The sequence below is a fragment of the Micromonospora sp. DT41 genome (assembly GCF_049841715.1).
Lineage (GTDB): Bacteria > Actinomycetota > Actinomycetes > Mycobacteriales > Micromonosporaceae > Micromonospora > Micromonospora profundi.
In genome coordinates, this window is the sequence record NZ_JBNCKU010000008.1 from 211,797 (window position 1) to 226,062 (window position 14,266).

The window sequence follows — 14,266 nt, forward strand, 5'->3', positions numbered from 1 at the left end:
GGTCGTACCGATGGCCGGCCGTCCCGAACGGCCGGCCATCGCCGCTCTCGCCCCCGCTGTGGCCTGGAGGCTAGCGGTGTGACTGCGCCGATTGACGCTCGGAGTTGATGTCCAGAAGTCCCTCGACCCCGCGCAGGAACGTCTCCGACACCAACGCGGGATCGAAGAGGCACCCGGCCGCCATTGCCCCGTCGCGGAGCATGACGAAGTGGCGCGCGGCAGGACCGGCCGTTTCCTCGTGGACCTGCGCCATGAGCGCGGTGAGCGTGTCCAGGAACCACTGCCGGTGGCCGATGACCTCCTGGTGCACGGGATGGTTCGGGTCGGGATACTCCGCTGCGGCATTCAGGAACGCGCATCCGCGGAAGCCGGAGGACTGGATGCTCTCAGCGATCGAGCCGGCGATGGCCAGGAGAGCGCCGGCCGGCGACGGGTCGGCCGCGAGAGCCGCCTCGACCCTGCCGCGTTCCATCCCGTGGATTTCGCGCAGGTAGGCGAGGATGAGGTCGTCCTTGCTGGGGAAGTGCCGGTAGAAGGTGGCCCGGGTCACCTTCGCCTCCGCGATGATCCGGTCGACACCGACGGAGTGGATGCCCTCGGCGTAGAAGATCCTGGTCGCGGTGGCCAGGAGCCGGAGCCGCGCCTCGGAGGGCCGGGGTTCGGGTGCGCCGCGAGTCATGCACCCATCTTAGCGATAGAACGTTCGGTCTGAGCCGCTACACGGTTGATGATCCACTCCGTTTCTGCGTCCCGCTGACAGCAGCCTTATCCGTGCTGAATATTGGAGGCTACGCCGCACCGGGGCCGGAAATGCGGGCCGGTGCGTGCTGCGGTGAATCGCCCGTCGACCGTCCTCGCCGACCCGTGTTCCCGGGCAGTGGGGCCTCTCGAAAGGACCGCCACATGAGCGTCGCTTCTGATATGTCCGGGCAGGGCAAGCCGACAATTGTTCTGGTCCATGGCGCATTCGCCGAATCGTCGAGTTGGAACGGCGTCATTGCCGACCTCAAGCGCCGGGGTTATCCGGTCCTGGCTGTCGCCAACCCGCTGCGCGGTGTGCAGAACGACGCGGCATACGTGCGCTCTGTGCTGGACACCGTGTCGGGGCCGGTCGTCATGGCCGCCCACTCGTACGGCGGAGTGGTGATGACCGAGGCCGCGGACGGCGTCTCCAAGGTCAAGGCACTGGTGTACGTCGCCAGTGTCAGCCCGGATACCGGCGAGAGCGTCGCCACGCTGGGGGCCAAGTTCGCCGTCAGTAAGCTCTTCCAGGCCATCAAGGGCGTGCCGTTCACCCTTCCCGACGGCAGCACGGGCATGGACCAGTACGTCGATCCGGCCAAGTTCCCCGAGGTCTTCGCCGCCGACGTGGACACCGGGACCGCCGAGGTGATGGCTGTCACGCAGCGACCGGCCTCGGCGGACGCCCAACAGGACGGCGTGACAAAGGCCGCGTGGAAGACCATCCCGTCCTGGACCCTCATCACCAAGCAGGACCAGGCCATCGCGCCGGACCTTCAGCGCTTCGTCGCCGAACGCGCCGGGTCCACTGTGGTGGAGGTCGAGGCGTCGCACGCGGTGGCGGTCTCCCAGCCCGGCGTCGTCGCAGACCTCATCGACACCGCCGCCAGCGCCACGGCGAGCTAGTCGACCGGTCCGGCCATTACGGGAATAGCGCCGGGCCCGTGATCGCCATTTCGCCGACGAATCGGCGAGTGCGCCGCTGACGGTGTTTTCCAAGGTCGCCACCGTTGGATTGCGTGTCGGCAATTAACAGCGGCGGACAATGCTGCCCGCCTCCGCGTCAGTTGTCACCCGGGCGGACAAGCCCGCTCTCGTACGCGATGACGACGAGTTGGGCGCGGTCGCGGGCGTTCAGCTTGTGCAGGAGGCGACTCACGTAGGTTCGGGCGGTGTCCGGGCTGAGGTGCAGCGCCGCCCCGATCTCGACGTTCGACCGTCCGGTGCCGACCTGGGCGAGGACGTCGCGTTCCCGTCCGGTGAGGCCGGCGAGCCGCGTCGGATCCGCAACGGGGGAGCGGGCCGCCGCGGCGATCACCCGCCGGGTCACCGCCGGCGACAGCAGCGCGTCCCCGCCGGCCACCACGCGGACGGCGTCGCGCAGCGCGTCGGGCGGGGTGTCCTTGAGCAGGAAGCCGGAGGCGCCGGCGCGGATGGCCTCGAAGAGGTACTCGTCGTCGTCGAAGGTGGTGAGCATGACCACCCGGACGTCGGCAAGCGTCGGATCGGTGCGGATGCGCCGGGTGGCCTCGATACCGTCGCCGCCGGGCATCCGAACGTCCATCAGGACTACGTCGGGCCGCTGGTCGCGGGTGACCGCAACGGCGGCCCCGCCGTCCTGCGCCTCACCGACCACTGTGATGTCGGCGGCGCGCTCCAGCAGTGCACGAAGGCCCGTGCGCACCAGGTGCTGGTCGTCGACGAGGACGACACGTACGTCGCTCATGCGGCTGCCCCGGCCAGTGGCAGGCGGACCGAGACCCGGAAGCCGCCCCCGGCGACGTCGGCGGCGTCGAGGGTTCCGCCGAGCAGGGCGACCCGCTCCGACATGCCCCGCAGCCCTTCACCGGGCTCGCCTGCCGCGCCGGTGGCGGATCCGCGGCCGTCGTCGATGATCTCCACGGACAGTCGGGCGGGCGTCGCCCGGATCGTCACAGTGACGCGGGTGGCCTGCGCGTGTCGCACCACGTTTGTCAGCGCCTCCTGCACGATCCGGTAGACAGTGCTGCCCACAACCGTGGGCAACGCGTCGACCGGGCCGTCGACGCGCAACTCGACCGGGAGCCCGCCGCGGCGGACGCCGTCGACGAGCGTGCCCAGCTGGGCGAAGCCGGGGGCCGGTGCGCGTGGTCCAGGCTCGCGACGCAGCGTACCCAGCGTCGCACGTAGTTCGGCCATGGCGCTGCCGCTCACCGACTGGATCGCGGCCAGGGCCGTGTCGACCTGCTCGGGCTCGGCGTCGGTGAGCGCCTCCCGCGCCACCGCGGACTGGAGGGTGATCACCGACATCGTGTGTCCGAGGGTGTCGTGCACCTCCCGGGCGATCCGGATCCGCTCCGCCTCGACCTCCCGGGCGGCCTCCCGTCGGCGCTCCTCGGCCGCCGCTGCCGCCTGCCGGGCCAGCGCCGCGCGCAGCGAACGCCGGTTGCGAACGGCGTCGCCGAGCGCGATGACGGCGAGCATCAGCGCCGCCTCCGAGCCCAGGCCGGCACCGATCACGACGGAGGTGTCGTCGCCCTCGACCAGCCGGGCGGCCACCGAAACGGCAAGCAGGCTTCCGCCGACGACGGCCGCCGGGACCACCCGGCCGCGTTCCGCGACCACGTAGAGGATGGCGGCGGCCGGGGCGGCCACGCCTACCGGCGGCAGGTCCAGTGCGTAGTAGCCGAGGATGCCGGCGGCCGTCGCCAGCAGCGCGGGAACCGGCCAACGCCGGGCCACCAGCAGCAGTGCGGCCAACCCGACCCCGAAACCGCAGGCGATCACCGCGTGGGCGGCCGACGCGTCATCTGTCACGACCGCCGCCGTGATCAGGCCGAGGATGGCCACGGCCAGCAGCCATTCGGTACGGGTGGGTGGTGTGGCCTGCACGTCTGTGAGCCTAGGTCGGCGCTGGCCCGGGCCGCTGCCGTCCGCAGGCATCATCCCGCGCCCCGGCACGTACGTCGAGAAGCGACACCAGCTCGCGCGTCTGCGCGGCAGACGACCCCCATGTGGCGACCTAGCGTCGACAGCGACATCACAGACCGTGCCCGCAGAGGGCGGAAACCAAGGAGAAGTGCTGCTGTGTCCCGTATCAAGCTGACGTGGATCGTCCTGATCGTGCTCGTCTGGACGGCGATGATGTCCTTTGGTGGGGTCGCCGCCGAGACCGTGATGCTCTACCCGAACGTCTTCGGCGACGCACCCGCGTCGCTGGACCGGGCCCGTGAGTTCCTGGTCGCGGGCGGTCCGAGTGACTACTTCCCGCCGCTGGGCGCCTCGGTGGTGCTGACCAGCCTCGCCGCGACCGTCCTCACCTGGCGCAACCGCCGGCTGCGCTGGTATGTCGCCGCTGCGGCAGCGGTCTTCATCGTCTGCGAGTTCCTGTTCTCGGTGGTGTTCTTCTGGCCGCGCAACGAGATCATGTTCGTCGACCCGGTCGGCACGCACTCGCCGGAGTACCTGCGCCAGGTCGCCGAGGAGTTCGTCGCCGGGCACTGGGTGCGCGTCGCCGGCGGTGCGGTGACTGCCGCGCTGGCGTTCACCGCGCTGCTGCGCTTCACCAGGGACACCGCACCGGCGCGGGTCGAGCGATGAGCCTCGGACGTCGTACCCTCGGCTTTTCCTGGCCTGCTCTGGTGGCGCTCGCCGCGCTGGCCGCGCCGCGGGTGGTCCTGCACGACCTGCACGTCGTGGAGGAAGGAAGCGTCGCCACAGTGCTGCTGGCGGTCGTACCGTCGATCTGTTGGGTGGCCGCCGTGTTGTGGCGGCGTCCGCCGCGTCCGTTCCTGACCGTTGTGGTCATCGGGGGGATCTACGGTGTCCTTCTCGCCGTCGGCCACCAGGTGCTGTGGAACCAGGCGTTCGACGGAGTCGCGCCGAGCCTCGGGGAGGTCGATCCCCGGGCGCAGGAAGGGATCCTGCGCGTGGCGGCGGTGTTCTCCAGCCTGGTCACCGGCGTGCTCGTCGGAGTGGTGACCGGGGCGGTGGCGGCGGCGCTGAGCCGGCTGCTGCCGCCGCGCTCGCACTCTGTGTGTGAGCGGTAACAGTGACGGTTCGGTGCCGTGGCGTTGATGGTGGGGCTTCGGATGGAGCGCAGCTTCAAGGCATAGGCAAGGGGCGATTCATTACGTCTTGACGAACAACATGTTATCGCTCACTCTCGATGTCGAGGATGGCGCAGCTGTGGCTCACCGGGCGAGCCCGCTGGCACCTTCGAGCACGGCGTCCCCCAGGGCATGTGGACGTCACGTCACGATCCGGGCTCCGTCTCGGCGCCGGTTCCGCCGCGCCCGGCTCTGGCAGACCACCACCGGTTCCGAGAGTGAGAAGGAACGACATGAAACCCCTGAGAACTCTGCTGTCGACGGCGACACTCGCCGTCGCCCTGACCGCGGGCATGGCGGTGGCCATGGCCCCCACCGCCAGCGCCGGGACAACCCTCAAACAGGCCGCCGCCGAGAAGGGCCGCTACTTCGGTGCGGCCGTCGCGACGGGCAAGCTCTCCGACAGCCAGTACGTCGGGATCCTGAACCGCGAGTTCAACAGTGTGGTGGCTGAGAATGAGATGAAGTGGGATGCCACCGAGCCGCAGCAGGGTCGGTTCAGCTATTCCGGTGGTGATCGTCTGGTCAGTCACGCGCAGGCCAATGGCATGAGTGTGCGTGGTCATGCGTTGTTGTGGCACCAGCAGCAGCCGGGTTGGGCGCAGGGCTTGTCGGGTAGCGCGTTGCGTAACGCGGCGATCAACCATGTGACGCAGGTGGCCTCGTACTACCGGGGCAAGATTTATGCCTGGGATGTGGTGAACGAGGCGTTCGCCGATGGTGGCAGTGGTGGGCGGCGGGATTCGAATCTGCAGCGCACCGGTAACGACTGGATCGAGGCGGCGTTCCGGGCTGCGCGGGCCGCGGATCCGGGTGCGAAGTTGTGTTACAACGACTACAACACCGATGGGATCAATGCGAAGTCGACGGGTATCTACAACATGGTGCGGGACTTCAAGTCCCGTGGGGTGCCGATCGACTGCGTGGGTTTCCAGTCGCATCTGGGTACGACGTTGGCCGGTGACTACCAGGCCAACCTGCAACGCTTCGCTGACCTGGGCGTTGATGTGCAGATCACCGAGTTGGACGTGATGACCGGCTCCAACCAGGCCAACATCTTCGGCGCGGTCACCCGCGCCTGCCTGGCCGTCACCCGCTGCACCGGCATCACCGTCTGGGGCGTACGGGACAGCGACTCGTGGCGTGGCACTGACAACGCCCTGCTGTTCGACAGGTCGGGCAACAAAAAGGCGGCGTACGACTCCGTCCTCAACGCCCTCAACGCGGGCACCAACCCCACCACACCTCCGCCGGGCTCCCCTGTGGACACCAACGCCTGGTACGTGCTGGTGAACCGCAACAGTGGCAGGGCGTTGGACGTGTACAACCGTGCCACGAACGACGGCGCACGGATCACGCAGTGGTCCCGTAACGACGGCGCGTGGCAGCAGTGGCAGTTCGTCGACTCCGGCGGCGGCTACTACCGGCTGAAGTCCCGGCACTCCGGCAAGGTGCTCGACGTCTACAACTTCTCCACCGCCGACGGTGCGGCGATCGTGCAGTGGGGCGACGGCAACGGCACCAACCAGCAGTTCCGGATCGCCGAGTCCAGCGGCGGCTACGTGCGCCTGCTCAACCGCAACAGCGGCAAGGCGATCGAGGTGCAGGGCGCGTCCACCGCCGACGGCGGCAACATCGTCCAGTACGCCGACTGGGGTGGCAACAACCAGCAGTGGCAACTGGTCCGCATCGGTTAGCTCGGCGCCCCGGCCGACCAACGCGCGTGGGCTGGGTGGCGATCGTCCCGTCGCCGCCCATCCCCCGTGGCGAAGGTGGGCAGGAACTCCGCGACCAGATGTGGTTCAACGCCGACGGCACCATCCGACCTGTCGCGCCCACCCTCTAGGAGACGACGCCCTCATGAGACTGACAGCCCGCTGGCGCGTCATCGCGTCCCTGATCGCGTCCTCCGCCGTGGTGGCCACGGCCTTGGTCGCCATGCCCGCCCAGGCGGCGAACCCGATTGTGCCCCGGTTCGCCGGCGACCCGTCGATGCTCGTGGCCAACAACCGCGTGTACATCTACGCCACCGACGACCAGGGCAACAGCGGCACCTACTGGGACTCCAACGCCTGGCGGGTCTACTCGTCGAGCAACCTCGTCGACTGGACCGACCACGGCGCGCCCTTCTCGGTGAGCGGATTCTCCTGGGCGACGCAGTACGCCTGGGCGCCGTCAGCCGTGCAGCGCAACGGCTACTACTACCTGTACCTTCCGGTCGACCGGACGAAGATCGGCGTGGCCCGCAGCACGTCACCCACGGGCGGCTTCAGCGATCCCCGCGGCAGTTCCCTCGTGGAGCGTGGACGCGACGCCAACACCGGCGAGGAACCGATCGACCCGGCCGCCTTCGTCGACGACAACGGGCAGGCGTACCTGTATTTCGGTGGTGCCCGCGCGCCGAAGGTGGTCCGGCTCAACGCCGACATGATCTCGACCTCCGGTGGCGTCCAGAACCTCACGATCACCGGTACGGGCAGCAGCACCGCGTTCGGTGAGGCCGGATTCGTGCACAAGCGCAACGGCGTCTACTACTTCTCGTACTCGACCGGCTGGCCTGGCCAGATCGCGTACGCCACCGCGAGCAACCCCCTCGGCCCGTTCACCTACCGCGGGATCCTGCTGGACTACACGAACAACAACACCAATCACCACTCGATCGCGGAGTACAACGGCCGCTGGTACATCGCCTACCACCGCAACGGGCTGCCGGGCAGCAACGACTTCCGGCGGTCCCTGGCGATGGACTACCTGAACTACAACAGCGACGGCACCATCGCGCGGGTCACCCAGACAAGCGTCGGTGTCGGCACGCCCACCCTGCCGGTGAACCGCCTCCAGTCGTACAACTTCGCCGACCGCTACGTGCGGCACGCCAGCTACGACGCCCGGATCGACGCGAACGTGAGCCCGGCGGCCGACGGCCAGTGGCGGATCGTGCCGGGCCTGGCCAACGCGTCGAGCGGCTATGTCTCGTTCGAGTCGGTGAACTTCCCGGGCTACTACCTTCGGCACTTCGACTACGACTTCTCGTTGGCCCGCAACGAGGGCACCGCGCAGTTCGCCGCCGATGCCACCTTCCGACGGGTGGCCGGGCTCGCCGACTCCGGCGCGGTGTCGTTCCAGTCGTACAACTTCCCGGACCGCTACATCCGGCACTGGGAGTACCTGTTGCGGCTGGACCAGATCACCAACGCGACCGGCCGCGCGGACGCCACCTTCCGCGTCACCAGCTAGCCCGAGCCGGGGGCGTCAACCGACCTGGTGTCGGCGCGTCCCCGGCACGGGCGGGTTTGCTGTTGCCAAGGATCCCCGGTCGCGCCGGCGGCGAGGTGTCGCTCGTAGCTGGCCACCTTGGTGTCGACGAGGTCGAGGCAGTCGTGCAGTCGGGCGAGCTGCTCGGTGATGTGCTGCCGGTGCTCGCGCAGCAACGTCAGCCGCTCGGCCTCGTTGCCGCTGCCCTCACGGACGAGCTGGGCCAGGCGGCTGATCGTGGCCAGCGGCATCCCGGTGGCCCGGAACTTCACGCAGTTCATCAGCCACTCGACGTCCCAGGCACTGTAGACACGCCGGCCGGCCCGATCGCGCCGCACCTCGCCGGCCAGCAGACCAGCCCGCTCGTAGAGCCGCAGAGTGTGCACGCTCAACCCGGTGCGCCGCGCCACCTGCCCGATGCTCAGGTCCCCGTCCGCCATGGCGTCGACGGTAGCCCGTCGCCCGCCACCCACCGTCCGTCGTCGGTCGCCGGTCGCCGGTCGCTGCCGCTCGGCGCACCTGCACGCTCGTCAGAAGTCCCGCCCGGCATCGGCGTTGACCTAGACCTTGGTCTAGCCCATAGCGTCCGGACCATGACCAGCGACACGACCCACACCATGTTCGGCGCCCACAGCACGGCTGGAGACATCCTCGACGGGATCGACCTCACCGGCAGGACTGCTGTCGTCACGGGTGGCTACTCCGGCCTCGGCCGCGCCACGACCCGTGCTCTCGCCCATGCCGGGGCCCGCGTCGTCGTCCCCGCTCGTCGGCCGGACGACGCGCAGCGGATGCTGGCCGGCGTGGGCGGGGTCGAGGTCGACGAACTCGACCTCGCCGACCTGGCGTCCGTCCGGACGTTCGCCGACCGGTTCCTACGCGACCACCCGACGCTCGACATCCTGATCGCTAACGCCGGGGTGATGGCCTGCCCGGAGACACGGGTCGGTCCGGGCTGGGAGGCACAGTTCGCGATCAACCACCTCGGCCACTACGCGCTCACGAACCTGCTGTGGCCGGCCCTCACCGCCGCCCGGACGGCCCGGGTCGTCTCGGTCGCCTCCGGACGTAACCCGTCGTGGCGGATCCGCTGGGACGACGTGCACTTCGAGCGCGGCTACGACAAGTGGGAGGCGTACACCCAGTCGAAGCTCGCGAACATCCTGTTCGCCCGCCACCTCGACCTGCTCGGCGAGCCGCACGGCGTCCGCGCCTTCTCGGTCAACCCCGGCTGGATCCTCACGCCCCTGCAACGACACCTTGCCGTCGAGGAGATGGTCGCCGCCGGCTGGATCGACGCCGACGGCACCCCGACGCCGGGCCTGTTCAAGACCGCCGAGCAGGGCGCTGCCACGCAGGTCTGGGCCGCCACGTCACCCGGCCTCGATGCCAACGGTGGCGACTACTGCGCGGACTGTTGCATCGTCGGCGGCGACCCCACCGAAAGCGGCGGCAACCCCACGGACAGCAGTGCGGCGGCCCGCCTCTGGGCGCTCTCGGCCGACCTGACCGGCCTCGACCTCGTCCACTGAGCCTGACCCTGCCGGTCCACGCACACCCGCGGCGCCGCGCGTCCATGCCCCGAGCGGCCCTGATAGGCCATGCCCGAGCGGTTCGGCAGTGCCGAGCCGAGGGCACCTGCGGTCAGGTTTGCGTACGGAACGGGGCGAGGGTGGCGCGGATCTGGTCGGCCGCGCCCCAGTCGTCGTCGAACTGCGCCAGCACGGCGAGGTGCTGCCGCAGTTGGACGATCGGCATACGGGCCCGCCAGTCGCTGTCGAGCGAGGTCAGTTCCGCGTACACGTCGAAGAAGCGTCGCGCCTCGGGCGGGGGAGCGGTGGACCAGACGTGGGCGAGGTCGACCTCGGCCCACATGTAGGACACGGCGGGGTCGATAAGCGCGGGCTGCCCGTCCGGCGTGGCCAGGATGTTCTGTGCCCACAGGTCACCGTGGGTCAGGCAGGCCGGCCGGTCGGGGAGCAGGTCGGGCAGCCGGTGGCACAGCCGCTCCAGCGCCGCCCGGTCCGCTGTGTCGAGTGCCGCGTCGACGCGGGGCTGCCCGAGCCAGCGCAGCAACCGGTGCTGCGCGAAGAAGGCGAAGCCGTCGTCGTCCCAGGTGTTGATCTGGCGGCGGCGGCCCAGCCAGTTGTCGTGGTCCCAGCCGAAGCGCGGGGAGGTCGTGCTCAGGTGCATCCCGGCGAGCGCGTGCGCGAACTGTTCCCAGAAGTGCTCGTCGTGCGGCCTCGGCCGCAGCACCGACAGCACCAGCAGGTCCCGGCCCGCAAGGATCACCTCAGGCGTCGCCACGCCGCCGCGCTCGCGCAGGGCGGCCAACCCGTGCGCCTCCGTGACGAAGACGCCCTCGGCTGGTGCGTCGGCGAACGCCTTGACGAACACCGCAGGCGCGTCCCGGCGGGTGGCTATGCCGGCGAGCGCCGCGAGCCCACCCGTCACCGGCTCGACCGCCACGACGTCGCGCATCCCGGCCCGGTGCAGGCGTTCCAGCAGGATCTTCGAATCCATCGGGCCGCACTCCCTTTGGGGCCGGGGCGTTTGCCGGCCGATCCTAGGGGACGGCTGACGTTTGTCGGCTCGCGAGCCCTCTCAGCTCAGTCGTCGTCCTCGTCGTTGTCGGTGGGGAACAGCAGCATGTCCGCGACAAAGCAGGTAACGCTCTCGGTAGCGTCGTAGCCGATCCAGGTGGGGTAGGCACCGTCGCCCCAGCCGCTGGACCACACGACCATCGCTCCGGAGTCAATCGTGCGATGCCGGGGATCGATCAGGCCGTCGAGGGTCAGCCAGACGTCCTTCATCCGCTCGCGGGCGTCCGCGTCGACGAAGCAGGCCATGCCAGCGTCCACGCCGAACCCGAAGAACTCCCGATGGCCCAGATCGATCGGCTCCTGGCCATCGCGCAAGGCCAGTTCCCACCGCACGGTGGGCCGGTCGTTGACGTCAAGGCGGGCAGCGCACACCCGGCTGTGGCCCGGGTCGTCGAGGAAGGTGGCAAGGCTGATCGAGACCGGGTACGCGCCCGCTGGCACGCTGACGGTGAACGGCTCGGCGTCGAACTCCAGCGACGAGGGGTCGGCCGCCACCAGACGGCCGGAGGTCAGGCGAAGCTCCCCGGCCTGATGAACCGACAGGTGAAGCCGCTTGTCGTGGATGTCGACGATGGCGCCGGAGACGAACAGCTCCGCAATGCCGTCGGGCCGCAGGGGACGGGGCGGTCGCCACGGTGCGCGGGTCTCCACGCGCACCGGCAGTTCGTGCTGGACGGCGTCGACAATCTCGGCGGATGCCTCCCCGGCGAGGCGCAACAGCTCGTTCCATTGGCCAAAAGCCGGGATGGGTAGCCGTGGTGGTCGCTGCTCCGACGTGGACTCCTGCCGGGCACCCAGGTCTCCGCGTGGCTCCACGATGTCGGTACGCATTCCGGAGGTGCTGTACGTCGTGGTCGTCCTGGCCGCAACGTGCGGATACTCGTACTTGCCTGCGTCGGCTGGGCCATCCCAGGTGCGGGCTTCGCGCAGGAACAGGTCGCCCTCGTCGGTGCCGCGCAGCAGGTGCCGAGACAGTTGCCTGTCAGCGGGGTCGAATCGAGTGATTCGGCAATACCCATCGCTCCAGGACAGGTCCATCACCGCACACAGCTGACCGTTGAGCAACAGCAGGACGGTGTACGGTTCGCCCACCGCGTCGCGTGCTTTCGCAGTGACCGACGTCAACGGGTTGACCACGCCGGCGTCCCACCCGTCGCAGTAGACAGCCTCTAGCCTCGCTGGCACGGCGGTGACCCTACCTGCCGCCTCGACCCGCGTCGTGGGGGCCAGGCCGATCGCCTGACCCCCACTGATGGGCGTCAGCCCAGGTACTTCTCCCACGGGCCGGTGATGGCAAGGGTGAGGCCGGGGTCCTGCATGTTGACGAAGAGCACCTTGCCGTCGGCGGTGAAGGTAGGCCCGCAGAACTCCGAGTCGTTGAGCTGGTTGCGGGCGATCGCGTACGTCGGGCCGCCTGGAGTCGCGCTGAGCACGTGGGAGGCGCCAGAGCCGTCCTCGGCGAGCACGAGGCTTCCCCACGGGGTGACCGTCACGTTGTCGGGGCCGTCGAAGGTGAGGTCGGTGTACTTGACGGCCGTCCCCTCCTCCGAGGCGGTCTGGTGCGGGAAGTACGTCACCAGCTGGATGGTCTGGTCCCGGTAGTTGTAGAACCAGACCATGCCGTCGTGCGGCGCCGCGTCCGCCGGCAGGTCGCCTTCGTCCCAGGCGTAGGAGTTGACCACGTACACGCCCTCGTCGGTGCCCCAGACGCCCTCGAACTTGCGGCCGCGGGTGACCTGGCTGTCGGTGAACTGCTCGCGTACGGGCTTGTTCCGCGCGTCGCGGTCGGGCACCTCGATCCACCGTACGGGGAAGGGGCGGCCCAGCTGGGCGGAGGTCAGGTAGGCGACGTCCGGGAGCACCGAGCCGTCGTCCATGATGATCTGCATCGTGGCGAGGACTCCGGCGTCCGGTGCGAGGCGGGTGAGTACGCCGGGCCCCAGCTTCACTCCGCGTGGCGCCGTCCAGCGGTAGAAGAGGCCGTTGGGCTCGTCGGCGTCCTCGGAGAGGTAGACCCTGGTGCGGTCCCTGTCGACCGCCAGTGCCTCGTGGGAGTAGCGGCCCAGGCACTTGATCGGCCTCGGGTCGGCGCTGCCGTCGGCCCACACCTCGAAGACGTAGCCGTGGTCCTTCTGGAAGACGCCGGACCGGCCGTCCTCACTCCACTTGTCCCCGGCCCGGTCCTCGGTCTCCTCGCAGGTGAGCCAGGTCCCCCAGGGGGTGGGGCCGCCCGCACAGTTGGCGACGGTGCCGGAGAGGGCGACGAACTCGCCCAGGTTGCGGCCGGCGCGGTCCGTCTTGATCACGGTGCAACCACCGGCGTCGACGGCGCCCGGGTCGTAGACCGTGCCCTTGACGTGCGGCACGCCGAACTCGGCGCCGGGGTCCATCTCGTGGTTCTGGATCAGGTGGTACCGGCCGTGGCCGGCGTCGTAGACGGCCATGCCGTCGTGGTCGGCCGGTGTCAGGCCCTGGCCGTGGTCGAGGCGGGTGACCCCGGTACGTGTGACAACTGTGTAGCTGAAGCCCTTGGGCAGGGCCAGGATGCCCTTGGGGTCGTCCACGAGCGGCGGGAATGGCACGCGGCCGGCCTTGACCGGCGGGTGAACCCGGGCCGGGCTGGCCTGCGCCAGCGACGGCAGTCCGCCGGCGACGGCGAGGCCCACGCCGGCGGCGGCGCCGCCCGCGAGGAAGGTACGACGAGAGGAAGGCACGTGCATCAGCTCCTGGTCCGGTCATCTGCGACGGCTGACAGCCAACTCGCACGGACCGACGCCGACACGTCACCGATGCGATCAACCGGTGACATCGGAGTGACGATCAGGAAGACGGAGGTGTGTATCCGAGTTCACGCGAGATCTGGTTCGCGGTCTCCAGCAGGAGGGGCAGGGCGCTCTTCAGCTCGTCGAGGCTCGCGATGACCTCGATCGCCGTCATCGAGGCGGCGGCGATGACCTGCCCGCGCGAGTCCCGGACCGGTGCGGCCACGCACATCACGTAGGCGTCGTGCTCGCCGTTGTCCGTGGCCCAGCCGCGTTCACGGATGCGTGTGAGTTCGGCGTCGAGGGAGTCGTGGTCGGTGAGGGTGGTGTCGGTGAACCGTTCGAAGACGACGTGGGAGAGGAGGCGGTCGCGTTCCTCCGGTGGCAGGTAGGCAAGGATCGTCTTGCCGACCGCGCTCGCGTAGATCGACACGGCGCGCCCCACCCGGGATGGCAGCTTCACGGCGTCGAACGCCTGGCTGTCGACCTTGTCGATGTAGATGATCTCGTTGCCGGTCAGCTGCCCCAGGTGCACGGTGTGGCCGGTCTCGCGTTGCAACGCGCGGAGGTGGGCGGCGGCGAACTGCCGCAGGTCCATCGAGCCGAGCGCGATCTCGGACAGCTCGATCACCCCGCTGCCGAGCACGTAGGTACCCGCGCCGGTCCGGCGTACGAAGCGGGCGGCCTCCAGTGTCTGGAGGATCCGCAGAGCCGTGGACTTGTGGACGCCGAGCACGTCCGCCGCCTCGGTGAGCGACAGCGGTTGTTCCGCCGACCGGCGGATGAGGTCGATGGCGCGGCGAATCGATTGCGACAA

Annotated in this window: 14 protein-coding genes; 6 read left to right on the forward strand and 8 right to left on the reverse strand. The window is 69.5% G+C overall.

What is annotated here, in order from left to right; translation table 11 throughout:
* Positions 1 to 70: 70 nt before the first annotated feature.
* Complete coding sequence (locus ACLQ23_RS17420) at positions 71 to 679, reverse strand: TetR/AcrR family transcriptional regulator (protein ID WP_053660677.1); 609 nt, start codon at positions 677 to 679, stop codon at positions 71 to 73.
* Positions 680 to 903: 224 nt separating this feature from the next.
* Between ACLQ23_RS17420 and ACLQ23_RS17425 the strand changes: the two genes are divergently transcribed.
* On the forward strand, positions 904 to 1,647 hold the full coding sequence (locus tag ACLQ23_RS17425; protein WP_231640229.1) for an alpha/beta hydrolase: 744 nt from the start codon (positions 904 to 906) through the stop codon (positions 1,645 to 1,647).
* 157 nt (positions 1,648 to 1,804) lie between these two features.
* Here ACLQ23_RS17425 and ACLQ23_RS17430 read toward each other — a convergent pair whose 3' ends face one another.
* Positions 1,805 to 2,467, reverse strand: a complete 663-nt coding sequence (locus tag ACLQ23_RS17430; protein ID WP_053660674.1) for a response regulator transcription factor — start codon at positions 2,465 to 2,467, stop codon at positions 1,805 to 1,807.
* Positions 2,464 to 3,612, reverse strand: coding sequence for a sensor histidine kinase (locus ACLQ23_RS17435; protein WP_157553013.1), 1,149 nt, complete (start codon positions 3,610 to 3,612; stop codon positions 2,464 to 2,466). Before ACLQ23_RS17435 ends, ACLQ23_RS17430 begins: the two co-directional genes overlap by 4 nt.
* A 195-nt stretch (positions 3,613 to 3,807) precedes the next feature.
* Here ACLQ23_RS17435 and ACLQ23_RS17440 point away from each other — a divergent pair, with 195 nt between their 5' ends.
* The 4 genes from ACLQ23_RS17440 to ACLQ23_RS17455 all read left to right on the forward strand — a co-directional run bounded on the left by ACLQ23_RS17440 (position 3,808) and on the right by ACLQ23_RS17455 (position 8,066).
* A complete protein-coding gene (locus tag ACLQ23_RS17440; protein WP_231640228.1) occupies positions 3,808 to 4,320 on the forward strand; it encodes an anthrone oxygenase family protein in 513 nt (170 codons plus the stop codon).
* Positions 4,317 to 4,769 (forward strand): hypothetical protein, encoded by a 453-nt coding sequence (locus ACLQ23_RS17445; protein WP_053660672.1) that lies wholly within the window; start codon positions 4,317 to 4,319, stop codon positions 4,767 to 4,769. Before ACLQ23_RS17440 ends, ACLQ23_RS17445 begins: the two co-directional genes overlap by 4 nt.
* 293 nt (positions 4,770 to 5,062) lie before the next feature.
* Positions 5,063 to 6,526, forward strand: a complete 1,464-nt coding sequence (locus ACLQ23_RS17450) for an endo-1,4-beta-xylanase (RefSeq protein ID WP_425880800.1) — start codon at positions 5,063 to 5,065, stop codon at positions 6,524 to 6,526.
* Positions 6,527 to 6,689: 163 nt separating this feature from the next.
* A complete protein-coding gene (locus ACLQ23_RS17455; protein ID WP_425880801.1) occupies positions 6,690 to 8,066 on the forward strand; it encodes an AbfB domain-containing protein in 1,377 nt (458 codons plus the stop codon).
* Here the strand turns inward: ACLQ23_RS17455 and ACLQ23_RS17460 are convergent.
* A complete protein-coding gene (locus ACLQ23_RS17460; RefSeq protein WP_425880802.1) occupies positions 8,063 to 8,524 on the reverse strand; it encodes a MerR family transcriptional regulator in 462 nt (153 codons plus the stop codon). The genes ACLQ23_RS17455 and ACLQ23_RS17460 overlap by 4 nt on opposite strands.
* A gap of 153 nt (positions 8,525 to 8,677) precedes the next feature.
* Between ACLQ23_RS17460 and ACLQ23_RS17465 the strand changes: the two genes are divergently transcribed.
* Positions 8,678 to 9,616, forward strand: a complete 939-nt coding sequence (locus ACLQ23_RS17465) for an oxidoreductase (protein WP_425880803.1) — start codon at positions 8,678 to 8,680, stop codon at positions 9,614 to 9,616.
* Positions 9,617 to 9,728: 112 nt separating this feature from the next.
* Here ACLQ23_RS17465 and ACLQ23_RS17470 read toward each other — a convergent pair whose 3' ends face one another.
* The 4 genes from ACLQ23_RS17470 to ACLQ23_RS17485 form a co-directional block, all read right to left on the reverse strand.
* Entirely contained in the window at positions 9,729 to 10,607 is an 879-nt protein-coding gene (locus ACLQ23_RS17470; RefSeq protein WP_053652950.1) for a fructosamine kinase family protein, read from the reverse strand.
* An 86-nt stretch (positions 10,608 to 10,693) separates the two neighbouring features.
* On the reverse strand, positions 10,694 to 11,872 hold the full coding sequence (locus ACLQ23_RS17475) for a DUF4241 domain-containing protein (protein ID WP_157552285.1): 1,179 nt from the start codon (positions 11,870 to 11,872) through the stop codon (positions 10,694 to 10,696).
* Positions 11,873 to 11,946: 74 nt separating this feature from the next.
* The gene (locus ACLQ23_RS17480) at positions 11,947 to 13,401 is read right to left on the reverse strand and encodes an alkaline phosphatase PhoX (RefSeq protein ID WP_425880804.1); all 1,455 of its coding nucleotides are present in this window, start codon (positions 13,399 to 13,401) and stop codon (positions 11,947 to 11,949) included.
* 106 nt (positions 13,402 to 13,507) lie between these two features.
* Positions 13,508 to 14,266: an IclR family transcriptional regulator gene (locus tag ACLQ23_RS17485; protein ID WP_053652947.1), complete on the reverse strand. Its 759-nt coding sequence runs from the start codon at positions 14,264 to 14,266 to the stop codon at positions 13,508 to 13,510.

Coding starts and splice junctions, on each gene's coding strand:
- ACLQ23_RS17420 (WP_053660677.1), bottom strand. CDS start 679: ATGACTCGCGGCGCACCCGAACCCCGGCCCTCCGAGGCGCGGCTCCGG.
- ACLQ23_RS17425 (WP_231640229.1), top strand. CDS start 904: ATGAGCGTCGCTTCTGATATGTCCGGGCAGGGCAAGCCGACAATTGTT.
- ACLQ23_RS17430 (WP_053660674.1), bottom strand. CDS start 2,467: ATGAGCGACGTACGTGTCGTCCTCGTCGACGACCAGCACCTGGTGCGC.
- ACLQ23_RS17445 (WP_053660672.1), top strand. CDS start 4,317: ATGAGCCTCGGACGTCGTACCCTCGGCTTTTCCTGGCCTGCTCTGGTG.
- ACLQ23_RS17450 (WP_425880800.1), top strand. CDS start 5,063: ATGAAACCCCTGAGAACTCTGCTGTCGACGGCGACACTCGCCGTCGCC.
- ACLQ23_RS17455 (WP_425880801.1), top strand. CDS start 6,690: ATGAGACTGACAGCCCGCTGGCGCGTCATCGCGTCCCTGATCGCGTCC.
- ACLQ23_RS17460 (WP_425880802.1), bottom strand. CDS start 8,524: ATGGCGGACGGGGACCTGAGCATCGGGCAGGTGGCGCGGCGCACCGGG.
- ACLQ23_RS17465 (WP_425880803.1), top strand. CDS start 8,678: ATGACCAGCGACACGACCCACACCATGTTCGGCGCCCACAGCACGGCT.
- ACLQ23_RS17470 (WP_053652950.1), bottom strand. CDS start 10,607: ATGGATTCGAAGATCCTGCTGGAACGCCTGCACCGGGCCGGGATGCGC.